22 protein-coding genes are annotated in these 24,148 nt (G+C 33.5%); 21 read left to right on the top strand and 1 reads right to left on the bottom strand.

The window, feature by feature from the left end; genetic code table 11:
• Positions 1 to 2: 2 nt before the first annotated feature.
• The 16 genes from GM661_RS12155 to GM661_RS12080 all read left to right on the top strand — a co-directional run bounded on the left by GM661_RS12155 (position 3) and on the right by GM661_RS12080 (position 18,329).
• A complete protein-coding gene (locus tag GM661_RS12155) occupies positions 3 to 155 on the top strand; it encodes a hypothetical protein (RefSeq protein WP_230867072.1) in 153 nt (50 codons plus the stop codon).
• Positions 156 to 183: 28 nt separating this feature from the next.
• Positions 184 to 1,464 (top strand): hypothetical protein, encoded by a 1,281-nt coding sequence (locus GM661_RS12150; RefSeq protein WP_230867071.1) that lies wholly within the window; start codon positions 184 to 186, stop codon positions 1,462 to 1,464.
• Positions 1,464 to 2,153, top strand: coding sequence for a hypothetical protein (locus GM661_RS12145; RefSeq protein WP_230867070.1), 690 nt, complete (start codon positions 1,464 to 1,466; stop codon positions 2,151 to 2,153). Before GM661_RS12150 ends, GM661_RS12145 begins: the two co-directional genes overlap by 1 nt.
• Positions 2,154 to 2,171: 18 nt before the next feature.
• Complete coding sequence (locus GM661_RS12140) at positions 2,172 to 4,811, top strand: Hsp70 family protein (protein WP_230867069.1); 2,640 nt, start codon at positions 2,172 to 2,174, stop codon at positions 4,809 to 4,811.
• Between the two features lie 46 nt (positions 4,812 to 4,857).
• Complete coding sequence (locus tag GM661_RS12135) at positions 4,858 to 5,628, top strand: hypothetical protein (RefSeq protein ID WP_230867068.1); 771 nt, start codon at positions 4,858 to 4,860, stop codon at positions 5,626 to 5,628.
• Positions 5,621 to 6,061, top strand: a complete 441-nt coding sequence (locus tag GM661_RS12130; RefSeq protein WP_230867067.1) for a J domain-containing protein — start codon at positions 5,621 to 5,623, stop codon at positions 6,059 to 6,061. The genes GM661_RS12135 and GM661_RS12130 overlap by 8 nt, the downstream gene beginning before the upstream one ends.
• Positions 6,062 to 6,077: 16 nt before the next feature.
• Positions 6,078 to 6,695: an FHA domain-containing protein gene (locus GM661_RS12125; protein WP_230867066.1), complete on the top strand. Its 618-nt coding sequence runs from the start codon at positions 6,078 to 6,080 to the stop codon at positions 6,693 to 6,695.
• A 44-nt stretch (positions 6,696 to 6,739) separates the two neighbouring features.
• Positions 6,740 to 7,276 carry an FHA domain-containing protein gene (locus GM661_RS12120; protein WP_230867065.1) on the top strand — a complete coding sequence of 179 codons (537 nt, stop codon included), beginning with the start codon at positions 6,740 to 6,742 and terminating at the stop codon, positions 7,274 to 7,276.
• Positions 7,277 to 7,300: 24 nt separating this feature from the next.
• Positions 7,301 to 8,140: a PP2C family protein-serine/threonine phosphatase gene (locus tag GM661_RS12115; RefSeq protein ID WP_230867064.1), complete on the top strand. Its 840-nt coding sequence runs from the start codon at positions 7,301 to 7,303 to the stop codon at positions 8,138 to 8,140.
• 11 nt (positions 8,141 to 8,151) lie between these two features.
• A complete protein-coding gene (locus GM661_RS12110) occupies positions 8,152 to 8,715 on the top strand; it encodes a hypothetical protein (RefSeq protein ID WP_230867063.1) in 564 nt (187 codons plus the stop codon).
• 397 nt (positions 8,716 to 9,112) lie between these two features.
• A complete protein-coding gene (locus GM661_RS12105) occupies positions 9,113 to 10,195 on the top strand; it encodes a hypothetical protein (RefSeq protein WP_230867062.1) in 1,083 nt (360 codons plus the stop codon).
• Positions 10,196 to 10,198: 3 nt separating this feature from the next.
• A complete protein-coding gene (locus GM661_RS12100) occupies positions 10,199 to 11,791 on the top strand; it encodes a LysM peptidoglycan-binding domain-containing protein (protein WP_230867061.1) in 1,593 nt (530 codons plus the stop codon).
• Entirely contained in the window at positions 11,766 to 13,844 is a 2,079-nt protein-coding gene (locus GM661_RS12095; RefSeq protein WP_230867060.1) for a hypothetical protein, read from the top strand. The genes GM661_RS12100 and GM661_RS12095 overlap by 26 nt, the downstream gene beginning before the upstream one ends.
• Positions 13,845 to 13,857: 13 nt before the next feature.
• On the top strand, positions 13,858 to 14,814 hold the full coding sequence (locus GM661_RS12090) for a DUF4280 domain-containing protein (RefSeq protein WP_230867059.1): 957 nt from the start codon (positions 13,858 to 13,860) through the stop codon (positions 14,812 to 14,814).
• A 60-nt stretch (positions 14,815 to 14,874) separates the two neighbouring features.
• Positions 14,875 to 17,385, top strand: coding sequence for a PP2C family protein-serine/threonine phosphatase (locus GM661_RS12085; RefSeq protein ID WP_230867058.1), 2,511 nt, complete (start codon positions 14,875 to 14,877; stop codon positions 17,383 to 17,385).
• 14 nt (positions 17,386 to 17,399) lie between these two features.
• A complete protein-coding gene (locus GM661_RS12080) occupies positions 17,400 to 18,329 on the top strand; it encodes a serine/threonine-protein kinase (RefSeq protein WP_230867057.1) in 930 nt (309 codons plus the stop codon).
• A gap of 103 nt (positions 18,330 to 18,432) precedes the next feature.
• On the opposite strand, the gene GM661_RS12075 is transcribed toward GM661_RS12080, so the two are convergent.
• Entirely contained in the window at positions 18,433 to 18,870 is a 438-nt protein-coding gene (locus GM661_RS12075; protein WP_125990851.1) for an Hsp20/alpha crystallin family protein, read from the bottom strand.
• A 401-nt stretch (positions 18,871 to 19,271) separates the two neighbouring features.
• On the opposite strand from GM661_RS12075, the gene GM661_RS12070 reads away from it, so the two are divergent.
• The 5 genes from GM661_RS12070 to GM661_RS12050 all read left to right on the top strand — a co-directional run bounded on the left by GM661_RS12070 (position 19,272) and on the right by GM661_RS12050 (position 24,029).
• Positions 19,272 to 19,625: a carboxymuconolactone decarboxylase family protein gene (locus GM661_RS12070; RefSeq protein ID WP_125990850.1), complete on the top strand. Its 354-nt coding sequence runs from the start codon at positions 19,272 to 19,274 to the stop codon at positions 19,623 to 19,625.
• Positions 19,626 to 19,724: 99 nt separating this feature from the next.
• Complete coding sequence (lpdA, locus tag GM661_RS12065) at positions 19,725 to 21,437, top strand: dihydrolipoyl dehydrogenase (protein ID WP_230867056.1); 1,713 nt, start codon at positions 19,725 to 19,727, stop codon at positions 21,435 to 21,437.
• 63 nt (positions 21,438 to 21,500) lie between these two features.
• Complete coding sequence (locus tag GM661_RS12060) at positions 21,501 to 22,637, top strand: pyridoxal-phosphate-dependent aminotransferase family protein (protein WP_230867055.1); 1,137 nt, start codon at positions 21,501 to 21,503, stop codon at positions 22,635 to 22,637.
• A gap of 12 nt (positions 22,638 to 22,649) precedes the next feature.
• Positions 22,650 to 23,366: an NAD-dependent protein deacylase gene (locus tag GM661_RS12055; RefSeq protein WP_230867054.1), complete on the top strand. Its 717-nt coding sequence runs from the start codon at positions 22,650 to 22,652 to the stop codon at positions 23,364 to 23,366.
• A 27-nt stretch (positions 23,367 to 23,393) separates the two neighbouring features.
• Positions 23,394 to 24,029: a LysE family translocator gene (locus GM661_RS12050; RefSeq protein ID WP_125990846.1), complete on the top strand. Its 636-nt coding sequence runs from the start codon at positions 23,394 to 23,396 to the stop codon at positions 24,027 to 24,029.
• Positions 24,030 to 24,148 lie beyond the last annotated feature (119 nt).

Below are 24,148 nucleotides of genomic sequence, written 5' to 3'. Positions count from 1 at the left end.
AGATGAGAAGTAGTGATAATCAGGTAGTAATCAAGAAAGGTGAAATAGAACTTAAGAATGAAAAAGGATATGGTAAGCTGTCCAAAACTGGTAGTGAAATAGGCTTTGGGCAGAAGAAGGTCGAGATTAATAATGGTAAGGTGAAGTTTATTTAGAATAATTATTTAGTAAGTAGGTGATAGTTTGAAAGAGATAATACAGAGCAAGTTAGATAGAATGAGCGACCTGCAGCAGAGACGGATCTTAAAAAATATGATGTTAGATGTATTTAAAGGGATTATTGATTATCAGGAAGATGTTAATCAAGAGATAGAAAATAGATTATTTAATGAAATACAGGATAGAGATGATAATTTTACTATTTATAATACTATTGTTAAAAGGGAGAAACTGGATATAGTAAGTGATTGTTTATTTCCTATGAAAGAAGAAGACTATGAAGAGGAACAATATGATAAAAAAGAGATATTGGAGAAAATAAGAAATAATGAACCAGTAAAAATCACAAAAATATATTTAAAGAAAAGTTACCCAGAACTCATAAAAATGGAAAGAGAAAAACACAAGTTCAAGGGTTTAATTATTTCTGAAGATAAGGAAATTCCAATTGATATAGTTTTACAACATAATGAAGAATATATAGCGATAGAAGAAGAGATGTACAAGATATTTATGCAGAATGCTGTAAGGTGGACAACAATTAATAACCCTTATATACGTAAATTCTATGATGTTGTAATTGCAGGCTGTCAGGAAGATATGGGTGAGCTCAATGAATTTGAAGAAATAGTATTTGACTTAGCAGAATTAGAAGAGGATAAATGTGTTGGGTATGTACCTGTCTGGAATATAAAAAAAACAACAATTAAAGGAGAAGGATTTCCTTTGCCGACAAAAGATAAGGTTAATTACGAACATGTGATTCCATATAAAAACCTGGGTTACGAAAATGGATACTTACTTGCCCCCAATCAAAATATGATATCTTTAAGAAAAAATAAGGACGGCATAATAATTACCAGTAATGAAAGCAATTCTATTGTATGGGAGCTTTTTGCTGTTCTTCAGGAAAATAATTCTTTAATAAATGATCAATATGAATTCAGTTTATTATCCAATAAAAAGAAAAAAAGTTTTGTAGATAGTTTTTTTAATAAGGGGGATAAGGTAATAAGGAGTTATAGTGAATTAAATAGAATGCTGAAATCCTTTGAAGTGACAAATGACTTACAGATAAAGGGTATTAATATACTAGATGATCTATCTGCACTTGAAAAAGATATTAGTTATGATTTTAATTCTTATATCGTAGATGAAATAAGGGCTGATAAATTCAGGAAGGTATTAGTTATAGAATTTGAAGCAATGGAATTGGATTACTTAAAAAATGACCTTATAAGTTTTATTACTTCTGAAATACAGCAGTATTTCCCGGAATATATCTGTAAGGGGGTAATAGATTAATGGATTATATCTGGGATGTCTTAATAAAGGCCAAAAATGAAGGGATAGATTTAAAAGATGTAAGGTTTTGCTTTGCTTCCGGATTTTCTCCTTATATGGAATTAAGTGATTCCTGTATTAATTTTAGAGATATAGATAAGGATGTTGAAATAAATCCATATTATAGGTTTTTTGATATATTTAAAGACCTATTTGATGCTAATTACTATAAAAATGGGGAACTAAGGGATGTATTATTTGACTTAGTAGTTCATTTTTTGGGAGAGCTTGATCTTAATCGTGGTATGGACAGAGTTGAGTATCACAAGTGGTTTTTCTATAGAGAGCTTATAGAAGGAACTTTTGGTCAAAGGGGTAAAGAAAATATCAAATATTTTTCTATTGATGAGAAGAATATTTTAATTAGAAACCTATATAAGCTTTATATTACCGGGGACCATATATTTTATCTAAAAGATACTATCAAAAATATTTTTAAGGGTTCAATAGTTTATTTAAATAAACTGGATAAAAATGAGTTTCTGGTGTATATTCGACAAGTTGACAGCAGTGAAAACCTTAAGAAGATGGAATTAATAGAAGATTTATTTTTACCAATAAACTTTAGTATTAAAATCTACTGGAAATTTCATTTTGGGATAATAGATGTAGCTGAAACTATGAGAATAGGTTCTATTGCTAATTACTAAATAAAGGAGGACAGTATAATGTGGTCATATAGATTAAACCCAGGGGAACAAAAATATGAGGGCAGAAGGTTCACTAGAAGTGAATTAATGGAAATGTCAACATATAAGTTAAGGAATATCTGTCATAAGTATAGAATAATCAGGGGTTATCAAAAGGAATATGATAGGGATAGCTTAATTAGAATTATTTTAAAGTATAGGGGGGTAAAAAAACCGAATTTAATTGATGAGAAAAAGGAGGGGGGGTTTGAAAGGGTACAAAACCTGGTACAAAAAAATCCCCTTACAAAATTAAATCACCTGGACAAGATTAAATTGCCTGCAAAAATAACTGTATATCAGGAGGTTGGTGTAAATAAAGAAGATCAGTACAAAATCATTGTAGAAAATGAAATAAAAGAATCAAATGTCCTACTTATTAATGGAGAAGACCATTTATGTGGTATATTTAATTTAAAAAAGGATAAGAGTGAAGATGATGTGTACTTCCTTTATGCTAATAAAGGAAACCTGAATTTAACTAATATTGATAATAAAAATTATAGTTTCCTCTTTTTCCGAAAAAACGAGTCAGAATATATATATAAAAGTTACTATCAGGAAAAAGAACTGCCACCGATTAATCTCTATTATTATCAGGTTCCAATTATAGATTTTGAGATAAAAGAGTTAGAAGATACCAGGACAGTTTTATGTATTGATTTTGGAACCTCAAACACGACTGCCGGGGCATACCTTGACACTAATTATGTTTCAGGCCCATCACATAATGATATATTAAACGGAAAGATCAAAATAAATGATATTAATTTTGTTAAATTCCCTTATACAATATCAAAAGAGGAAAAATGGATAGAGATAATGCCCAGTGTTGTTTATGTAATAGATTGTAAGGACTCAGAAAACATTAAGTATTTATTTGGTTATGAGGCCTTAGATAGAATGAAGAAAAATGATTATTCAAGTAGTGCCAGTGTCTTTCAAGGGATAAAACGATGGGTAAATAATTATCAGCAGGAAGAAGAGATATATGATGAAAAAGGTAATATTTCTGTAATTAAGCGGGGAGAGATAATTAAGGCCTATATCAATTATGTAATTGAACTGGCAGAACATAATTTCAAGTGTAAATTTCAGAACATACACATCTCAAGCCCGGTTAAAATGAAGGCACAGTTTCTAGCAATGTTTGAGGATATTATGAATGATTATCATATAGAAAAGGTAGATGTTTTAGATGAGGGTATTTCAGTTTTATATAATACTATCGCTAATTTTATTAAGGATAGAAAATTTGTTGATAATAAAGAATATAAGGCACTGGTGATAGATTGTGGTGGTGGTACAACAGACTTATCTTCTTGTACATTTAGCATTGAAGAAGGGAATATCTCTTATAAAGTAAATATAGAGACCGGATTTGAGAATGGTGATACTAATTTTGGTGGGAACAATATAACCTACCGAATAATGCAGTATATGAAAATTGTTTTTGCTAATTATTATAAGAATAATGGTGAGATTATAGATATTGATGAATTGATAGATATTCCTGCTGTCGATATCTTTAGATTAGTTGATGAAATAGGTGTAAAAGAGATATATAAGGATTTTGAAGAAAAATACCGGGAAGTAGGAAATATTATTCCAACTAAGTTTAGGGAGTATGAAAATAAAACCAGTGCTGAATATCAGAAGGTAAAAAATAATTTTTATTTCCTCTGGGAGATAGCTGAAAATATGAAGAAACAGTTCTTTAAAAAAACCAATATCATTAGAAATAAGTTTGATTCAGATGAATTGAACACAGTTGATAGTGATCTTCATATAACATCATTAAATCAGTGGAATTTATCTATCATTGATGGGCAAAGCCTTGATAGGGTTAATAAATTTCCTAATGTTGTTTTCAATATTAAAGAAATTTCAAAGCTCATTAAAGCTGATATATATGAAATAGTTAAGAAGTTTCTGGAGAGTTTTTATGAAAGCAGAGAATTAATGAACTATTCTATTATCAAACTAACTGGGCAATCCTGTAAGATAGATATCTTTAAAGAAGCCCTTAAAGAATTTGTGCCTGGCAGGAGTATAGAATTTAAACAAAAAGGCACAGATAAAAGTCAGTCGCTGGAATTAAAATTAGCCTGTTTACGTGGGGTTATTAAATACATGAAATCCAAGAAATTAGGTGATATAGAGGTTTCTATTAAAAATGCAGCACCAGCACTGCCTTATACTTTAACTGCCAAGACCTTTACGGGCAGAGAAAAGGTAGTAATTCATAATCAGGAAAGGACCAATCAGGCGAAAGGGTTTATATCAAAACCAATAAGTACAGAGAAAATAAAGTTTTATTTAAAGAGTGATGAGGGGACATTAGAGAAGATATATATCTATGAAAATGATCTTAGTGAATATACCTTTGCTGAGATTGATGAGATTGTAAGCCAGTATGAGGGGAAAATTGTTCAGGAAGATACTGATAATATTAAAAATGGAGAAATCAAATTCTTTGTTTATACAGATGAGAACAACTGGGGTTTTTATGTTTTACCTATTTGTAGGAAAGAAGAAAAGCTTCATGTAGGTGAGAAAAAATATTTTGCTTTTGAAGGTGATCTATCAAAACTGGACTTTTTTGATGGTTTAAAATAGGCTTCTCTTTCCTGAATTACAGTTATATATAGAAAGGAGTAATGACTTGTTTAAAAATAATACACCATATTTTAAAAGGGGAAACATTTTAAAAAAAGGTATGTTAATGAATTTGAGGGATTATCCCAGAAAATTTTTTGATTTTTATTTTCAGGATTATTCTAATGGGGTAATAGCAGGGAGCAGTATTTTTATTGAAGACAAATATTTTTGTGTTAATGAGGGGATTGTCAAATTTAATGACATTATCTATATATCAGACGGAATAAGCAGGGTTAAATACTTTAATAGCAATAAGGAGATGATAGTTAAGATAAAATTTCGAGATAAGCGGGAGGAAAAAGATTATAGTTGTTATGAAAGCGATATTATTGTTGATGATAATTTACAGATTGAAGAAAATGAATTAGAACTGGGTAGGTTTAAATTACGTGAAGGGGCTTATCTTAGATCAGAATATAATAATTTTAGTGATTTTGAAACTGAGTTTAATACAGTTAATATCATTAATGTCTTATATGCTAATGTTAGTAGGCCTACCTTACACCCTTCAATTGTTGAGAAGTTTGCCAATAATTTATTAGAATTGTCACAGGATGATTTTATAGATATTGCTTTTGCTATGGAATGTTTGAATTCCAGGATGGTAAGAAGGGATTTGCTGGAAAATTATTTGAATAGGAAGTTGGAATTAAAGAAAGAAAGATATACTAATCTGGATATATATAAACACATGAAGAACATAATTAAGGAATTATTAGGTAACAGGGTTATAAAAGATGAGGGGAGAAAAGCCCCTAAAATTATAGTTGATTAAGGGAGGAGGAGTTAGTATTAAAAGAAATTATTATGAGGTATTAGGTGTATCACCAGATGTTGGAATGAAAGAGCTAAAAAAGGTTTATAGGAAACTAACTTTAAAATATCACCCGGATAGAAATATTGCTGATGAAGATGCTGAAGAAAAATTTCGATTAATAGTTGAAGCATATAATACCCTTAGTTCTGAAAAGAAACGTAAAGAATATGATGCTGTTTTAAGAAAGCAGTCTTCCAGGGAAAATAAGAGAAATGTTAGGGAGAGGGGATTTGAAAAACCTAGACCGGAAGAATTCGAAAAAAAATTTCAAGATTTCTTTGGTTTTAACCCCAGGACTAAAGAAAAGATAAAGGTTAAAAACAAAAAAGATAAGGGTTCAATGAATACAAATGATTTATTTATGAATTATTTCGGCGGCAAAAAAAATTGATGAAAGGAGAATTGATATGTTTAAACCCTTTAATTTGTTTAACATTCCTAGACATATAAAGAAAATAGCTTTAAGGTCTAAAATTAATAAGAATACAAATGGGGTAGAAAAAGGCCATATTATTTTACAACTTATTAATGTGCTTATTGTTTTAGCCTTAATTGCTGCTATTGTTTATTTGAACTATGTCTATAAAAATAGGGTTCTTTTGATTAGCTCTATATCTGCTTTAGGTATAATTATATTGCTTATTATTGGGGGGATATATAGAAGAAATAAATTGAATAATTATAATACTGTTTCTAAATTAATCTTAAAAGATGATGATGATCGTATACTTGATGAATGGGATATCAGCAATAATGTATCCTGTTTAATTGGGAAAAAAACCAAATCTAATGAAGTTAATATTAATTTATCTAAGGCGGTTTATGCATCCCTAGTCAGCAGAGAACATGCAGTTATCAATAAAGCAAATAATAAGTGGTATTTTGAAGACATTGGTTCATCAAATGGAAGTGGGATTAAGCGAAAAGGGGAGAGTAATAAATTCAAGGTGGAAGAAGGCAAACCATATGAGATTAGTTCAGGGGATATATTATATATAGCAAATACAAAATTGTATGTTAAATAATAAAAATAAAAATATAATATAAAAAGATATTGGGGGTATATGATATGAAAATGGAAAGATGTAAAGCAGGGCATTTATATGACCCTAAAAAATATAATAGCTGTCCTTATTGTGAGGAAGATGTTCTCGAAGGTAATAGAAAATCTAATATAAATAGGAAGAGATCTACAACAGTATCTAATACTAATGAAAATGGAGTAAAAACTTTAGCATATTGGGATAATCAGGACGGTGTAAATCCTGTAGTAGGCTGGTTAGTATGTATTGAAGGGGCAGAACAGGGTAAAGATTACAAGATTATAAGTGAGAAAAACTTTATTGGACGTTCAGAAGAAATGCATATTTATATTGCTGAAGATAATGCTATTTCCCGTAGGAATCATGCTGTTATCAGTTATAATCCTAAACAAAGAAATTTTGTCCTTATCCCTGGACAGGATACTACAGGAATAATCTATGTTAATGAAGAACCGATTTATTCACCTGCTGAGCTAGAAATCTATGATGTAATAGAAATGGGGAATAGTAAGTTTATCTTTATTCCTTTATGCGGGCAGCATTTTGAATGGGAGAATGAATGATCATGATAAAGAAGGGAAAATAATATGAGTTTTAAAACATTAACATTGTTACCAGCTGTTATTATAGTTTTAATTATTTTAGGATTGATAATAGCCCGGTTTATTATCAAAAGAAAAGTAAAAAAACCAACACTAATTGTTGGTTTTGCACAGGGCCTGGGAAAAAGGGAAGAACAGGAAGATTCATTTTCTACTATAGAAAATGAATCTGGCTTCCTGGCTGTTCTAGCAGATGGTATGGGTGGTTTTTCTCTGGGAAAAGAGGCAAGTGAACTAGTAGTTAAGTCTTTTTTGGGGGAATTCACTAAGAACTATAATATTAAATCTATTAATGATTTCCTCGTAAATACTACTCATATAAGTAACTATAAATTAGTAGAGTTTGCCAAAGGGGAAAATATGGGGACAACCCTGATAGCTACATTTATTAGAGATAATATTCTTTATTGGGTTTCTGTTGGTGACAGCCAAATATATTTATATCGCAATAAGGAACTACACGAAATAAATCCCAGGCATACTTTTGCTATTGAACTGCGTAAGGCCTGTAGGAAGGGGGAAATCAGTCGAGAAACAGCTAGAAATCATCCAAAACGGGATAGATTAATTAGTTATCTGGGATATAGGGATTTCCATCTCTTAGACTATAGTAAAACACCAATTAAACTCCTTAAAAATGATATGGTAATACTATGTAGTGATGGTATCTATAACAGTTTATCCACTTATGAGCTTGAAGATATATTACATAAAAGAAAGATAAAAGCAGCAGAGGCTGCTGCAGCTATCCTTGATAGGGTACTAAGTAAAAACCTAAATAATCAGGATAATGCCACAGTGCTGGTAATAAAAAAAGTGAAGTGAGGTGTTTAAAAATGAAAAGATGTCATAGAATATTGGTATTGTTTTTGATCTTTTGCCTGCTGCTTACATTTACTGGGTGTGGAGCTGTACAGGATAATTCAAGTCAGTTAGAAGATAGTAAAGAGACTCAAGAAAAAGTTCAGAATACAGAACAGTATAGTGAAGAAATGATGATCATAAATACAATGATTAATCAATTAGATAAAGCAGCTGCTTTAGTAGTTATTACAGTAAGGAATTTTGTTAATGCAGGTCTGGAGAATCCTGCTGGTAGATTAATTCATTTACCAACTGTTTTAAACCACATAGTACCAGAGGAACTTACAAAAATAATCTCAGCAGATGGAGAAAACTGGGGAGGGGTTCCACAGGAGGAGAACATTGATGAATTTTATGTGAAATGTGGTTACAATAGCAGGGATGTAGAGACTGGTGAACCCTCAAATAAAATAAAGGTAGTTATGGACAGAGAAAGTGGAGAAATAAAGGTTTTAGCAGGAAAAAACAATCAGGGGGCTGACTGGCAGGAATATAGTAGTGGTGACTTTGATGATTTTAAAGAACGTTATAAATAATAATATAACAGCTATCAGCAACAATTAAAAGTTGTTTGCTGATAGCACAGTAAGTATAAAAAGATACCAACGAAATAGCCGACAACTACACAGCGGGATTTAACATGGGTGATGAAGAGAGCAGGGGTATGTTGAAGAATGACTTATATTATATAGCAGATTGGGGTAGTACTTCTGCAGTTAAGTAATAATTCAAAAGTGATAGATTATAATAATTATTTAACGTTCAATGGAATCTTTGTTTAAAATGGGAGTGGGGTCTGGCGAATCCTTAACTTCCCTTATAAATAATTATTATAATCTATCAATACCGGGACTTTAATAGTATTTTGATTTAAGTAAGTGGTGGAAAGGAAAATTAAAAGTAAAAAAATAAAAGAAAGGAGTGGTAGAGAGAATGTCGAGAAGGAAGTTTATCAAAAAAACACTTATCTTACTTATATCCCTCACACTAATTTTAACTCTAGCTGCCTGTAATGAAAAAGAAGAATTAATGCAGGAAGTTAAAGTGGAAAAGGAAATACCGGAATATGTTCTGGTGAAAGAGACAATAAAAGAAGGGGTTAGAAATAATCAGGGACCGATTAGTGGTTCGGTGGAATATGAGTATGATGACAGGGGTAATGTAACCAGGATTACATACAAAAATGGTGATGGAGAAGTAATTGAGAATAAGGAGTATAAGTATAATGAAAAGGGTCTAAAGGTTGAAAGGAATATAACTAAAGTTGTGGAAGACACCTCCAAATACCGCTGGCGTAGTGGGAGTTATGACTTGGTTGACCTTGATGAAGAAAGAATAATTAGAGAGAATATGCATGAAGCCCTTGGTAAATCCACATATAAATATAACTCCAGAAATCAGTTGATTTTGTATGAGAGATATAATTTTAAGGGTGAAAAAGTTGAGTGGATAAACTTTGAATATCACAGAAATGGTAATATGAAATGCAGGAAAAGGGATACAATCGGAGGGTTTAAGAAAACAACAGAATATAACAGGGATGGAAAGTGGACTAAGGTAGTGTCTTATTACCCTTTTAATGGCAGTAAAAGAGTTCAAATTGCTAAATATGGTAAAGATGGGAATAGGATTGAAAATATAAAAAAGGATTATAATAAAAAAGGTAAGAGTACTCTTTTTAGTCATTATAAAATGGTATATGATGAAACGGGTAATATGATTAAATTCATTGATATAGATGATGGAAAATCTTATACAATATATGATCTTGAATATGATGAAAAGGGGAATTTAATAAAAGAGATTAATTATTATAATAGTGGGGATATACACTGGATAAAAGAATATGAATATGATGAAAAGGGAAAGAAAATAAGTTTTGTAAAGAAAAATGCGGAAGGGAATATTCGTATAAATTCAAAATATAATTATAAATATGATGAAAATGGTAATTTAGTTGAAGATGATTTTCAAATATATGAGTATGAAAAATTGAATGGGAAAAAGGAGGAGTAAAGTATGGTTATGGACTTAGAAGAAATGTATCAGAATGATTTGGAAGAGGACATTAATAATTATATAAAGGATAAAAAACTAAGTGAAGGGAAGGTGATATTCTTTGAGAGGGATCATCGAATTGAAGATGGTGAAATAATAGAAGAAAACAGAGGTTATTTTTACATGTATCAAATAGAGAATGGTAAAGCATTGATGTCATCTAAAACAGAAATAATTGACTTTGTTTGGAATGATAATATTGAACCTCAAGCAAATATTAAAGATGCCAATAAAATAGCCGATAATTACACAGCAGCCTTCAATATGGGTGATGAAGAGAGCAGGGGTATGTTGAAGAATGACTTATATTATATAGCAGATTGGGGTAGTACTTTTGCGGGTGCCTGGAAAAATATTAAGGGGCCAAAGGGAGATACGATTGGGGAAGTTCTTCAGGATATGTTTAATGAGGAGAATAAGGATTTCTTTTTGAGTTCTTTTAGGGGATTGACAGGTTCTATGTCTAATGCTGTGAAATTAGCAGATATGGATAAGGTGGCTTATACTAAGGAAGAGATAGAGGAGATGCAGTTTGATACTGCTACTGAAATAATTAAACTAATGATTGGTTATTCCTATGATAAGATGAATAAGAACTGGAGTCCGGATAAATTTAAAAAAGAACTTGGAGAACTTAGTGAAAGTAGGAATATTCCTTTAAAAAAATTAACTGAATTTGTCCAGAACTGGTTAGCTGTCTATGGCCCTGCCCTGGTTACGGCCAAGCTTAGAATGGAGAAGTTGAAGGACCTGGGTAGGTTGTCAGCAGGCCAGGAGACTGCATATTTTTTCTATGAGTTTAATAAGGAGATTATGCTTAACAGGGTAGCGGCTAAGACGATGTCAATGGTGATGGCTTTGGGGACAATCTTATGTAAGTCCGGGGTCTGGCAGCTGGTTATACTGGGGATGGGTTTGGTAATTAGTGCTCAGCCAATTTCAGTCGGTGTCAGACAGGCGGTTAAGGATCGGATGGAAGAGGGTGAGGTTGATTATGCTAAGGCCTTTGAGGCTGCTGTTGATGCCTTGAAGAAGGAACTAAGTCTGGCTGAATTATTAAAGGGTCCGGACAAGTTGTTCTTAATTTTTGGCCAGAATACTGATGACCCGATGATAGCTCAAATAGAGATTGATGCCCCGGGTGTCTGGGATATGTTCGAGATAGTAGGAAAGAGTTTAAAAGACCTGGACTTCAAAGGGGTTAGAGATGGTTTGAATCCGGATAATGAAGAGATCTATCAAAATGAAATCAAGGGTAATGCCCGTATTTTGGGTAATTTGAAGGCTATAGCTAATCTGGTGGGGGATGAATATACAGTAGAAAAAGATAATTACTATGTGGCATTTTTCGATGAGAAGATTATGGATAATATCCTGGGTGATTTGTTTAAATACAGTAAATATGGTAGTTCAAGGGTAGTAAGCAGTGAGATTCGTAAGATAGAGAAAGGAGAAACCTTATCTGAGATTGCTGAGGAATATAGTGATAAGGGTGTTACTGTAGAATCGCTGGCTGAGGAAAACCATATTGCTAACTTTGATTATAGAGGGTGATGAACTAACTATTACTAAAATAGAAGGAGATGAAATCAATACAGAGACTAAGGATTTATTATCTTTTGAAGAATTGGAACCAAAACTGGTATATTGGAGTACTCCTGTTTTTGTCCATGACCCTACCCGTAAACATTATAAGAAAATAATTAATAAATTGATTTCAGTTAATGGTGCTCATGATCTGGAAAAAGTGAAAAATGAATATTTAAATGAGTTATATCAGAACTTCTCCAGGGGTTATTTCAAAAGGATACTCTTGCAGGGTATAGAGGTCGGTCTTCATAACTTATATGACCCGGAAAGAATAACAGCGCTCTATCGTATTGAAGATGTAAGTGTGATTGAAGCCCAGGCTAATAGTTTGGGATTGGGTTTTTCATATACGGATAAGAGCTATCAGGATATATTAGACCTGGACCATAATTCATATTTTGATGAAAATGGATTGCTCGGCAGTTTTTCTGAAAACGTTCCTGAGAAATCCAAAGGGAATAAGCAGGATAATGATAATAAGAAAGATAGTGAAGGAGAAGATAATCAGCAAAAAGAGTATGATTATGTTATTACTAAATATAAGTTCTTAGATTATATAACTGGCTTTCAACCCCATAAGTTTTTTCAAAAAAATAGTCATAAGTTATTTGGCAGCTATAAGAAAGATACAGTAGAAGTAGAAGGAGAAGGGGATCAAGGGAGTGGGCAAAGTACTGAATCCTATGAATTTTACGCTGGGTTTGGTGAGAGAGATATATATCAGGACTCCAATGGTGAAGGGGATATCACCCTTAATGGTCATATAATCGGTAAAGATATTAAGTATATCAGGAAAACAAGGTTTGATATGGAAACAAGGGAAGAATACCGGGAAGAGTTTTATGAGCAGGATAGTGAGGGTAAAGATAGTGATAGACTGGTTTTAAAGGTTGAATATACCTTAATAGAATACAAGCCTTCAGTGATTTCAGAGGCAGAAAGGGTATTGAAAATAAGGTATGGGCTTGCTGAGGAACTATGGCGTAGTAAGTGTGAAAATGAGATAACAATTGAATTTTTTAATAATGGTGATTATGGTATAGAGCTACCTTGCTATCACCTTCTATCAGGTACAATATATGCTGAAGAATTGAAGAAATATAAGCAGGACAAGGCAATTAAGCTGGTAGATGATAAGATAAAAATACTGCTTGATTCAGGAGAAGTATATAACTATAAGTTTAATAAAGATAAAGAAACCCCTAATCAGGCTGAGGCTATTATTATAGGAGAAACTCTTCTTGGAGAAGGTCTGAGAATAAAAAAATCTCTTGAAAATGGACTTATAAAATATGAAGACAGTGAGGGGGGCAGATATACCTTTTCCTTAAGTGAAAACACCCTGTTGATAGATCTGAAGAATCACCAGTATGTTAAAGATCTCTGGTATTCACAGGAGAGCCGTTTCAAAAAGGCTAATATAATTGAGGCTATAAAGATAGAGAATTTTAAAAACGGAGATTATGGTTTGCATTTTACTTATGATGAAAGTAATCTCTTTTATAATGAAATGATTTTAATGGGAAGCAAGGGTAAAGAAGTGGAGCCGGCTGAGGGAAAGGAGTACCGGATTTATAGTAATAAAAGCTACTGTAAAAATAGTACTGATGTTGTGGACTGTAAATATAAAGAAATATGTAAAAATAATGATCAGTCCAGTAGTTTATGTTTTCATGCCAGCTATATAGATAATGAAATTGGCTATAAGGGCAGCAGTAAAGATGGTGAAATCTATATCGACGGTTTTAAGATCAGTGATATAAAGAAACTTAAATGGGATGGGGGGTTAAAGTGTCATGAGCTTTTTAAAAAGGGATTATATGAACTAAAGGTCTATTATATTCAGCTGCTTGATGACAATGATGACGTAGATGAATTATTGATTCAATACTATAATAACAAAAATAAAAATGAGAGTGGTCGTATTATAATCAAGGATTTTAAAAATGGTGATTATAACCTTGACCTACCAGAGATAGTTGTTTCATATCTGCCGGGGAGTAATTATAGGGCATAAGGGGGAGGTAATGATGGGAGAGGATTATTTTAGCTTTGATTTAAAAAAAAACATTGACTTTCTTAGAGATGATGAGTCAGAAAACAGGGAATGCAAGATAAAACTGGGTCATGATTTCCTGGGGAAGGGGATTAAGCCCAGTAAGGGAGATTCTATTGATTATGAGGACTGCTATGGTAATAGATATGACCTTAGAGATAATAATGACTTATATATATCAAGTAATAATGAGTCGGATAATAAATTACATGAGCTGGTAATTAAGAAGTTTGAAGATGGTGATTATGGGATATGGTTAGTTAAAAAAGCACCATATTACTATCAAGATGGTATGATTGTTAATTACTTTACTCTTGAAGAGGCTGCAGTGGGAGATATAAATGCCATTGAAGCGAATAGCTACCTTCAGGAAGAAAATAGGCTTATGGATGATTTTCTCTGGGTTTATCAGGGTGATGACATTATATTCCCCAGTGAACTGAAGGAGAATGAGGGTGAGCAGGGGCAGGGTAGTAGTGAACAAAAAAGTGGACAGGCTGTTTCAGCAGCCCAGGGGGATGATTCTCCTGATGAAGGCAGTAATGGTGCTAAGGAAAGTAAAGCCGATGGTGAGATAGATGAAGTAGGTAAAGGGGGTAAATTATTTGTCTGTCATGGCGCGGTTTTAAAATGCAGTAAAGGAACTGCCCCCTGTGTATTTAATGTTGCTGATAAAGCTCAGGTATATATTATGGGAAAACCAGTGGCAACTGTTGATGATAACAAAAGGTCTAATATGCCAAGCTTTGCTACCTGCAAAAGGCACGATTCTCCCCCTTGTACACCTAAACCTACTGGTAAATGGAAAAGCGGGAAAGATAGTGTTGTGATAAAAGGTAAAACTGTTTTATTGGAGACTTCGACAATAAAGTGTGCCTATGGGGGAACAATAAAAATTATTAATCCCGGGCAGCAGCTTGTTAAGGAATAGTTTTATATTTATAAAAATTAAATATTGTTAACTAATATTAGGTAATAAGAGGTGATTGTGATGCGAAAAGATAATAGTGATTTTGTAACGGCTTTTGTGACTGATGCAGGTGATTTTAAGGATAATCGTGATTATTTTGCTTTTGTGGAGCTTGATGATTTTGCCTGCTGGGTACTAGCGACAGGTCTTGATTCAGCAGATGAACAATTGAGTTCAGAGCTTGTAGTAGGAAATATAATTAGTGACTTTACTGAACGCCCGTCTATTTCACGGAGGGTGATTAAAAAATATATCAAAAATGCTAATAAACTGCTGATAAATGAGAGTAAGATTGTGAAATTACATGCCTCAGTACTGGTAGTGGTAAGTGATTATACTTCTATTGTCTGGGGAAATGTTGGGAATACCAGGTTATATCATTTGCATAAAGACAAAATAAGTGTCAAAAGTAAAGACCATAGTATTGCCCAGATAATGCTAGAAGCCGGTGATATCAGTCAAAGACAGCTTAATCATCACATTGAAAGGAATAATTTGACTAAGTATCTGGGGGAAAAAAAGAGGGTAAAACCCTTTGTTAGTAAAAAATTGAAACTAAGTGATAGTGATGTTATACTGGCTTGCACCCCTGGTTTCTGGGAGAATATTGATGACCAGCAGATTGAAGATATACTTAAAGAAAACTCAGAACCAGATGAATTTGTAAATAGTTTAGAAGAAGATCTGGTAAATATGGTTGAAAGTGAATTAGCAAATTATACAATGGTATCGTTTTTTGCGAAAAAGGTATTTAAGGAGTCTGGAGAAAAGAAAAAGTTATATAAAAAGGTAGCTATATTTTTAATACCGATTCTTATCTTAACCGGGGGTTATGCAGTTTATAGGAGGGTTAAGACTATAAATGCTCGTAAAGCTGCCCGTATATTAATGAAGCAGAGGGTTACTACTACTGTTGAACGTGAAAAAAGTGGTGATGAATTATATAATGAGGGTAAATATGAAGAGGCTTTAGCGGCTTATATGAGTTCTAAAGAGAATTATGTAGAATTGAAAAAAGAAGAAGAGGCAGCTGAGACCCAGGAAAAGATTGATAGGGTTGAAACAGTTATAGCTGGTAGAAAGCAGGAAAAGGAGGGGATGGATTATTATAAAAAGGGTGATTATCAACTTGCCCTGGATAAATTGAATGAGGCCAAGGCAAATTACCTTCGATCAAATGATTATGATATTGAGGATATAGAGGAAAATATTGAAATGGTATCAGAGTTATTAAAGGCTGTATCTTATGAAGAAGAAGGTGATCTTTTCTTTGAATCCAAGAATTATTCTATTGCTAGGGGAAAATACAACTCTGCGATCACTATTTATAGAAGCTATAAGATGACAGATAAAATTAATCAACTGGTAAAAAAAGCGGAGGAATCCCAGAGTTTGATAACTGTAAGTTCAAAATTGGAAAATGCCCAGAGAATTGAAACAGCTGCAGATGCATTTCTTAAGTTAAATCAATTTGAAAAAGCCGTTATGAATTATATTGAGGCTAAAGTAATCTACACAGAACTTAGTAATTCAGAAAAAATAAGTGAGATTGAGTCCAAGATTGACAAGGCCAATAAAACCCGTGAAGAGCTAGAGGCAAAGAACAGCTTAGCCAAGGCAGAGGAATTAGAGAGAGAGGGTGATCAGTTATTTTATTTGAGTGAATTTGGCCAGGCAGATGCTAAATACAGGGAAGTTAAAGAAATATATTCTAAAATGGGTTTGTCAGACAGGCTAAGCCAAATTGAAGAGAAGATAAATAAGATAGGAGAAATAAAAGAGCAAAAGTCTATTGAAGCTAAGGTGCAGCAGGCTGTAGATTTGGAAAATAAGGGTGATGAGGCTCTTCAGAACAGGGAGTATAATAATGCCAGTGAGAGATTTCTTGATGCGAAGGGTATATATGTACAAATAAATATGAATGAAGAGGCTGAAAGGATACAGAATAAGATTAATAATATTAGTGTAAGTAAAAATAGAGATAAAGTAGAAAGGTATTTACAGTCAGGTAATATACAATTAGCTGAAGAGAATTATGATGAGGCTTTATTTAATTATCGACAGGCTAGAAAGATATGTCAGGAAAATAGTTTTACTGAAAAGGCTGTGGAGCTAAATAAAATCATTAATAATACCAGTCTGGCGAAGTATAAAAAACAGGCTAGTAAATATGAAACAACAGGTGATATGTTACTTGAAGAGCAGAAATTTACTGAGGCCCTTTTTAATTATAAACAGGCTAGAAATATCTACATGGAAAATAATATTGCTGATGGGGAAGAGAAAATTAATAGAAAAATAGATAATACTGTAGTCAGGGAAAAATATTATAATGCCCAGAAATATGAGAGTGATGCTGAACTGCAATTTGCCAATGAAAAATATGATGAGGCCCTAATTAATTATCAGAAGGCCTTGGACATTTATACAGAAATAGATAAACAAGATGATATACAGAGAGTAACTGAGAAAATTAAATTGACAGAAGATAAAAAGAAAACATTATTTGATAGAATAAAGGATATATTTTAGGGGTTGGTGAAGATATGGGAGAGGTTTATCAAGAGATAGATTATCTTTACCTTCCAAAGAATACCTTTCTAAAGAATGGGGAATACAGGGTGTTAAGAAAACTTAAGGATAGAAGTAATCTGTCAATAGTGTATCTTGGGCTCAATAAAAGTGGAGAAAGGGTAGTTATAAAAGAGTATTTTCCTAAAAACCTGGTATTACGTGATATAGATGGTATAAGTGTTATCTGTAGAAGTAATAAGTTAAAAGATAAAAATAAAAGGGCAAAAAGGGAGTTTATTAAGGAAGCGCAGATTATGAGTCAATTCAAAGACAATCCATATATCTGTAATTGTATTGAATATTTTCAGGAGAATAGTTCTGTATATATAATAATGAAATACTATGCTGGACAAACCCTGGAGGATATAATTAATAACAAAGAGATTTGTTTTGATGAATTTTTCAGGAAGCTATTTATTCCAATATTAGATGCTGCTAATGCTATACATGCTAAGGGTTATATTCATAGGGATTTGAAACCAAATAATATTATAATTAATCAGGCTAAACCGGTAATAATAGACTTTGGTTCTGCAGTAGAATATAAGTGTACTAAAAAGAAAAAAATATTGTTAACCCCAGGTTTTTCTCCCATAGAATTTTACTCTGAAAAAACAAGACAGGGTCCTTATTCAGATATTTACAGCCTGGCAGCAATATTATATTATTTCCTGTCAGATACGATTCCAATTGAAGCCAATGAAAGGATTATTGAGGATAATCTTGAACATATTAATCAACTTACTAAGGAGAAATGCTGGTATCTTGGTAAGTTAATTATGAATAATTTATCTCTTGATCATAAAGAAAGGTGTCGGTCGATTAAGCGGTTCAAATTTCTGTTGTTAGTACAATTTTTTAAAGATAAAATTAAGCAGATAATACTGTTTAATAAAAAATAGAGCAAGGTAGTTGTGATAAGAGATTTCTATTTTTAAATAAAAAGGAGTATATGAAAAAGAGCGGTCTCATTTTGAGACTGCTCTTTTTTTAAAATGAAGTTTTTTAATTAATGTCTATAACTCTTCTGCGTTTCATGCCTGGTTCTTCTTTTGGCAATTCAATTTTGAGAATTCCGTTTTTATATTCTGCACTTATTTCATCTTCTTTGACATTTTCTAGCTGGAAACTGCGCTGGAATTTACCTGTACTTCTCTCACGATAGATGTAGTTGTCTTCATCTTTTTCTACGACTTCATTTCTGGAAGCGGATATTAGTAGTCTGCCATCATTTAGTTCAACGTTAATCTCTTCTTTATTGAGGCCAGGTAATTCAGCTTCAATAAAGTATTTGTCTTCTTCTTCTTTGATATCTGCTTTAAAACTGAAGCCGCTGATATCCATAAAATCATTAAAGAAGTTGGAAAACAGGGAATTAAAAGAATCTTCCAGCTCACTTACTTTTCCATGCCGACGGTTTCTAAAGGGAATTAAATCAAACATTGAAAACCACCTCCAAAAATTGTATTTTTATTTTACAAATTAATGATAGCATCAAAGTCAAAGAAAGTCAAAGTTTAAAAAAGCCAAATATTTTTATTTATTTTTTAATATAAGCAATTATAAATAAATATATACTAATTTCTAATAATCTCTTAGAAATTTTAAATCTCTATAGAAAGTTTATAATCTAAAAGATCATAAATTAAGATCAGGGAGAAATAAAGGAAAGAGAAAGTATTAATTCAAGAAATAAGAACATAATAATAAAAAATGCTGAAAAGTCTATTATCCCTTTGTCTAAAAAAAGGAAATAAAAGTAATGACAGGGTATTTAATTAATCCCAAAAATATGTTATAATCACATGGAAAGAAAAAATACATAAATATCAGGAGGGAAAAGAATGGCTGGAAACCCAAGAGAAATGTTAGAGGCCTTTCATAATGGTGTAGGTGCTGTTAAAGAGACGAGTGGTGAACAGGTAAATGCCTTTATGAATATGCTGGGGGCATGTGATAAACCAGGTGAACTGGATGCTAAACAGAAGGAATTAATTAGTATTGGTATTGCACTTGTTATTCGCTGTGAATACTGTATAGTTTACCATGTTTATGAAGCACTGAAAGCTGGTGCTACTAAAGAAGAGATTATGGAGGCTGCTATGGTAGCCTTAACCTTTGGTGCTGGTCCTACATTAACCTATACAGCAACACTCCTTAAAGATTCTATTGAAGAATTTGCTCCTGATTTTGCCTAGTTTTATGAAAAATCAAATGGACAGGCCTGTCTCCTTTTCTTATGATTTTATTAGGAGGGAGGCCTATTCTATTTTCAGTATATTAAGGAGGTTTTTTAAATGATTGAAGTGATACTGGATAGTGTTGAGGGTGGTGGAAGCAAAGCTAAATTAATCAGGATTTATAAAAAAGAGGGTGAAGCTGTCAGGGCTGGTGATATCCTTTTTGAGTTGGAGTCTGCTAAAAATAACATGAAGATTTCAGCCACAGTAGATGGTATTATATCTCGGATAGAAGTGGTAGAGGGGGAGGAGATTAAGGCCGGAGAGACCCTAGCTATTATTAAGGAAGAAACGGTTAAAGATACTAAGGAAGAGAAATCATTTAAAGATGATAAGGGTCAAACTACTGTGTATGATAAAAAGAAAAAAGAGCCAGGTGAAAAGTATGACATAGCTATTTTAGGTGGGGGTCCAGGTGGTTATGTTGCTGCCATAAAGGCTGCCCAACTAGGGGCAAAGGTTGCTCTAATAGAGAAAGATAAACTTGGTGGTACTTGTTTAAACTGGGGATGTATTCCGACTAAGGCCCTGGTTAGGTCTGCTGAGATATATAAAGATTTTTCTAAGGCTGAGGAAAATGGTTTTAATGTACCATATTTAACGTTTAACTGGTCAAAAATACAGTCCAGAAAAGATAAAATAGTGAAAAGATTAGTGGGTGGTATAGAGCAGTTGATGGATGTACATGGTATTGATGTTTTTAATACTATGGGCAGTCTTGTGGATAAGAGCACAATTGAACTGCTAGAGGATAAGCATTCAATAATAAAGGCTGATAATATTATTATTGCGACTGGTTCTAAACCCAGTGGTCTACCAATTGAGGGTGCTGATTTACCCGGAGTTATCGATAGTAAGACAGCACTTTCTTTAGAAGAATTGCCCCCCAGAATGGTTGTTGTTGGTGGTGGGATTATTGGAATGGAATTTGCTTTTATCCTGGCTGCTTTTGAGGTGGAGGTTACAGTAGTTGAATACCTTGATCAGGTGGTAGAGAGCTGTGACCCTGAAATTTCACAGGAATTAACCCGTTTGGCCAATAAAAAGGAAGTAAGAATTGTAACAGGTGCCCGGGTAGAAAAAATAGGCCAGGGTGTTGATCAATCCTATTCGGTTTTCTTTAATAAAGATGGGAAAGAACAGTTTGCTACTGCTGATAAGGTTTTAATGGCTGTTGGGCGTCAACCGGTTTATCAGGGGGTTAATCCTGGGGAGCTGGGGTTGGAATTAAATGAGAATGGCGGAATTAAGGTTAATGACAGGATGGAGACAAATATACCTGGCATCTATGCTATTGGTGATGTGACCAATAAGATTCAACTGGCTCATGTTGCTTCACACCAGGGGGTTGTTGCTGTTAAAAATATTATGGGTGATGATTCTAGAATGGATTATACAGTAGTTCCCAGTGCTATTTTTACCGATCCAGAGATTGCTGAAGTAGGTATTTGTCAACGGGCTGCTGAGAAAAAAGGGATTGACTTTTCTGTAGGGAGATTTCCTTTTATGGCTAACGGTAAGGCCTTGACTGCAGGACATGATGAAGGATTTATAAAACTAATAAGTGAAAAGGGGAGTGGCCAACTTATTGGTGGTTCAATTATTGGTACCCATGCTACTGATTTGCTGGCTGAGGTGACACTGGCTGTTAAAAATAAATTGACTGTGGCAGAATTAACTGAAACAATTCATGCTCATCCTACTACTGCTGAAGTAATCCATGAAGCGGCCCTTGATCTTGCAGGTGGGGCATTGCATTATAGTCGTTAATTTACAGGGATAAAGGGATTTTACTATAGAGCAGGGAGAGAAGAAAACAAAAGGAGTGATTAGATGAGGGATTTATTAATAATGACACCAGGACCAACAGAAGTAAGTGAAGAGGTTAGGCAAGCTATGAGCCAAAAGATAACAAACCCTGACCTTGATCCTGATTTTTTTGATTACTATCTTCATACTACTGCTAAGTTACAAAAACTTTTGCGAACAAAAAACGATACAATTATTATGAGTGGTGAGGGAATTCTCGGTCTGGAGAGTGCCTGTGCTTCCTTAATTGAACCAGGTGATAGGGTGCTGGTTCTTGATAATGGTATTTTTGGCAGAGGATTTGCTGATTTTGCTAATTTATATGGAGCAGATGTTGAACTCCTGGAATTTCCCTATGAAAGGGCTATTGACCCGGTTAAATTACAGACTTATCTTGCTCAGGATAATGATTTTAAACTGGCTACCTTTGTTCATTGTGAGACACCTACTGGAGTACTTAACCCTATAGCAGAGATTACCGGGATTTTGCAGGAATATGAAATCTTAACTGTTGTTGATGCAGTCTCTGCTATAGGTGGTATACCGGTAGAGGTGGATGGATGGGGGATTGATATTATGCTTGGGGGTTCACAGAAATGCCTTTCTGTACCACCTGGTTTAACCTTTATGAGTATAAGCTCTGCAGCCTGGGAGGCAATTAATGAACGGCAGACAGATATTAAAGGCTTTTATACCAATCTTAAGCTCTGGCAGAATTGGTATGAGAAGAAATTTTTCCCCTACACTCAGGCCATCAGTGATATCTATGCACTTGATGCTGGTCTAGATAAATGGCTGGCAGATGAAGGGGTTTTTGACAGGCATAAGGAGATTGCCAGGGCTGTACGTTCTAGTCTGACGGCTGCCGGTCTGGAACTATACCCAGAAACAGGTTATTCAGATACAGTAACTGCCTTTTGCCTTCCGGCAGGAATAAGCTACCGTCAATTAAACCATATAATGACCAGAAAATTTGCTGTTATGATAGCTGATTCTCTGGGACAGTTTGGCAATAAATTATTGAGGATAGGACATATGGGTGAGAACTGTTATGAGGAGAAATTATACCGCACTATGAGGGCCCTTGATAAGAGTTTTCATGAACTCGGTTGTAATCTGCAGCAAAGTCTGGCTGAAGTTTTTATGGAAGAGATGAACTAGAGGAGGGATAAAATGCTAACAAGCAGTCATGATAAAGAGAGGCTGGCATCCTGGATAAAAGGGGCTAAATCAATGGTTGTCCTAACAGGGGCTGGTATTTCAACTGAATCTGGGATACCTGACTTCCGCAGTAAAAACGGCCTCTATCAAAAACAGAATGCCTTTTATCGCAGTATTCTGGAAAATGAATATGATAGATTTTATGGTTTTTGTAAGGATCTTTTTGGTAAATATGGGGACTCTCAGCCTAATGCAGCTCATGAAATAATGGCTAAGTGGGAGGATGAGTCCTATGTTTCAGCTGTTATTACCCAGAATATAGATGGACTCCATCAAAAGGCTGGCAGCAGGAATGTTCTGGAACTACATGGTACTATGAATAGGGCCAGTTGTATGGACTGTGGTAAACCTGCCCCGGCCAGAGACTTTTATGAAAAGATAGGCTGCCAGTATTGTGGTGGCAGATTGCGTCCTGATATTGTACTTTTTGGTGATCAGCTGCCAGAGGATATTTTAAAGCGTTCTTTCCAATACTGCCAGGAAGCAGATCTGGTTCTGGTGATAGGCTCTAGTCTGATAGTTAGTCCTGCTTGTGATTTGCCTTTTCACTCCAGGGGTAAGAAGGTCTTAATCAATAAAGATGAAGTGGATAAAAAGAATATGTTTGACTTACTTCTATATGGTAGTGCAGGGGATATTCTTAAAGATGTAGATAATTTTATAGAGTGATTTAATAGTTTAAAGGGGTTGAGTAGGATGGTAGCCTTATTTTTAAAATCATTAATTATTGGCTATTCAGGAGCTGTGATGCCTGGTTCTATGCTTACCTATACTGTAGATAGGAGTATCCGTCATGGCTCAAAGACCGGATTTTTTCTATCTATTGGTCATGCCCTGTTGGAGTTAGTCCTGCTAATCTTAATATTTATTGGTGTTGGAAAATACCTTGCTACTGATCTGGCTAGATTGATTATTGGTCTGATAGGCGGAATAGTTCTGGTTTATCTGGGCTTTGAGATGTTACGGGATGTATATTTAAATAAAGTTAGTCTTGATATAAAAGATGCTAATAATGATAGACAGGAAAATATTCTACTGAGCGGAGTGATATTAAGTGTCACTAACCCATATTTTATTATCTGGTGGTCAGTTGTAGGGCTTTCCTTAATCATGAGTTCTTATAATTCTTTTGGTATAATAGGTATTATTATATTCTATATTGGCCATATCTTATCTGATATTTCCTGGTTTAGCTTTGTCTCTGTTATTGTCAGTAAAACCAGGCATTTAATCAGTATTAAGGTTTATAAAATTATAATTGTTATTCTTGCTTTGTGTCTAATATTTTTTTCAGTAGGATTCTTTTTTGATAGTGTCAAGTATTTTTTATAAACTCTTTTTTAAGGATTTTATACAATTTATTTTTAATTACACTAAGAAAAAAACCTATGTTGTACATAATGTTAAAGTAATTATAATAAATATAGTACATAAAATAGAACATAGCATTT

Origin of the sequence: Iocasia fonsfrigidae (assembly GCF_017751145.1) — a bacterium.
Classification (GTDB): Bacteria; Bacillota; Halanaerobiia; order Halanaerobiales; family DTU029; genus Iocasia; species Iocasia fonsfrigidae.
The sequence above is the reverse complement of the archived record's forward strand: the minus strand, read 5'-3'. Positions and strand labels throughout refer to the sequence as shown.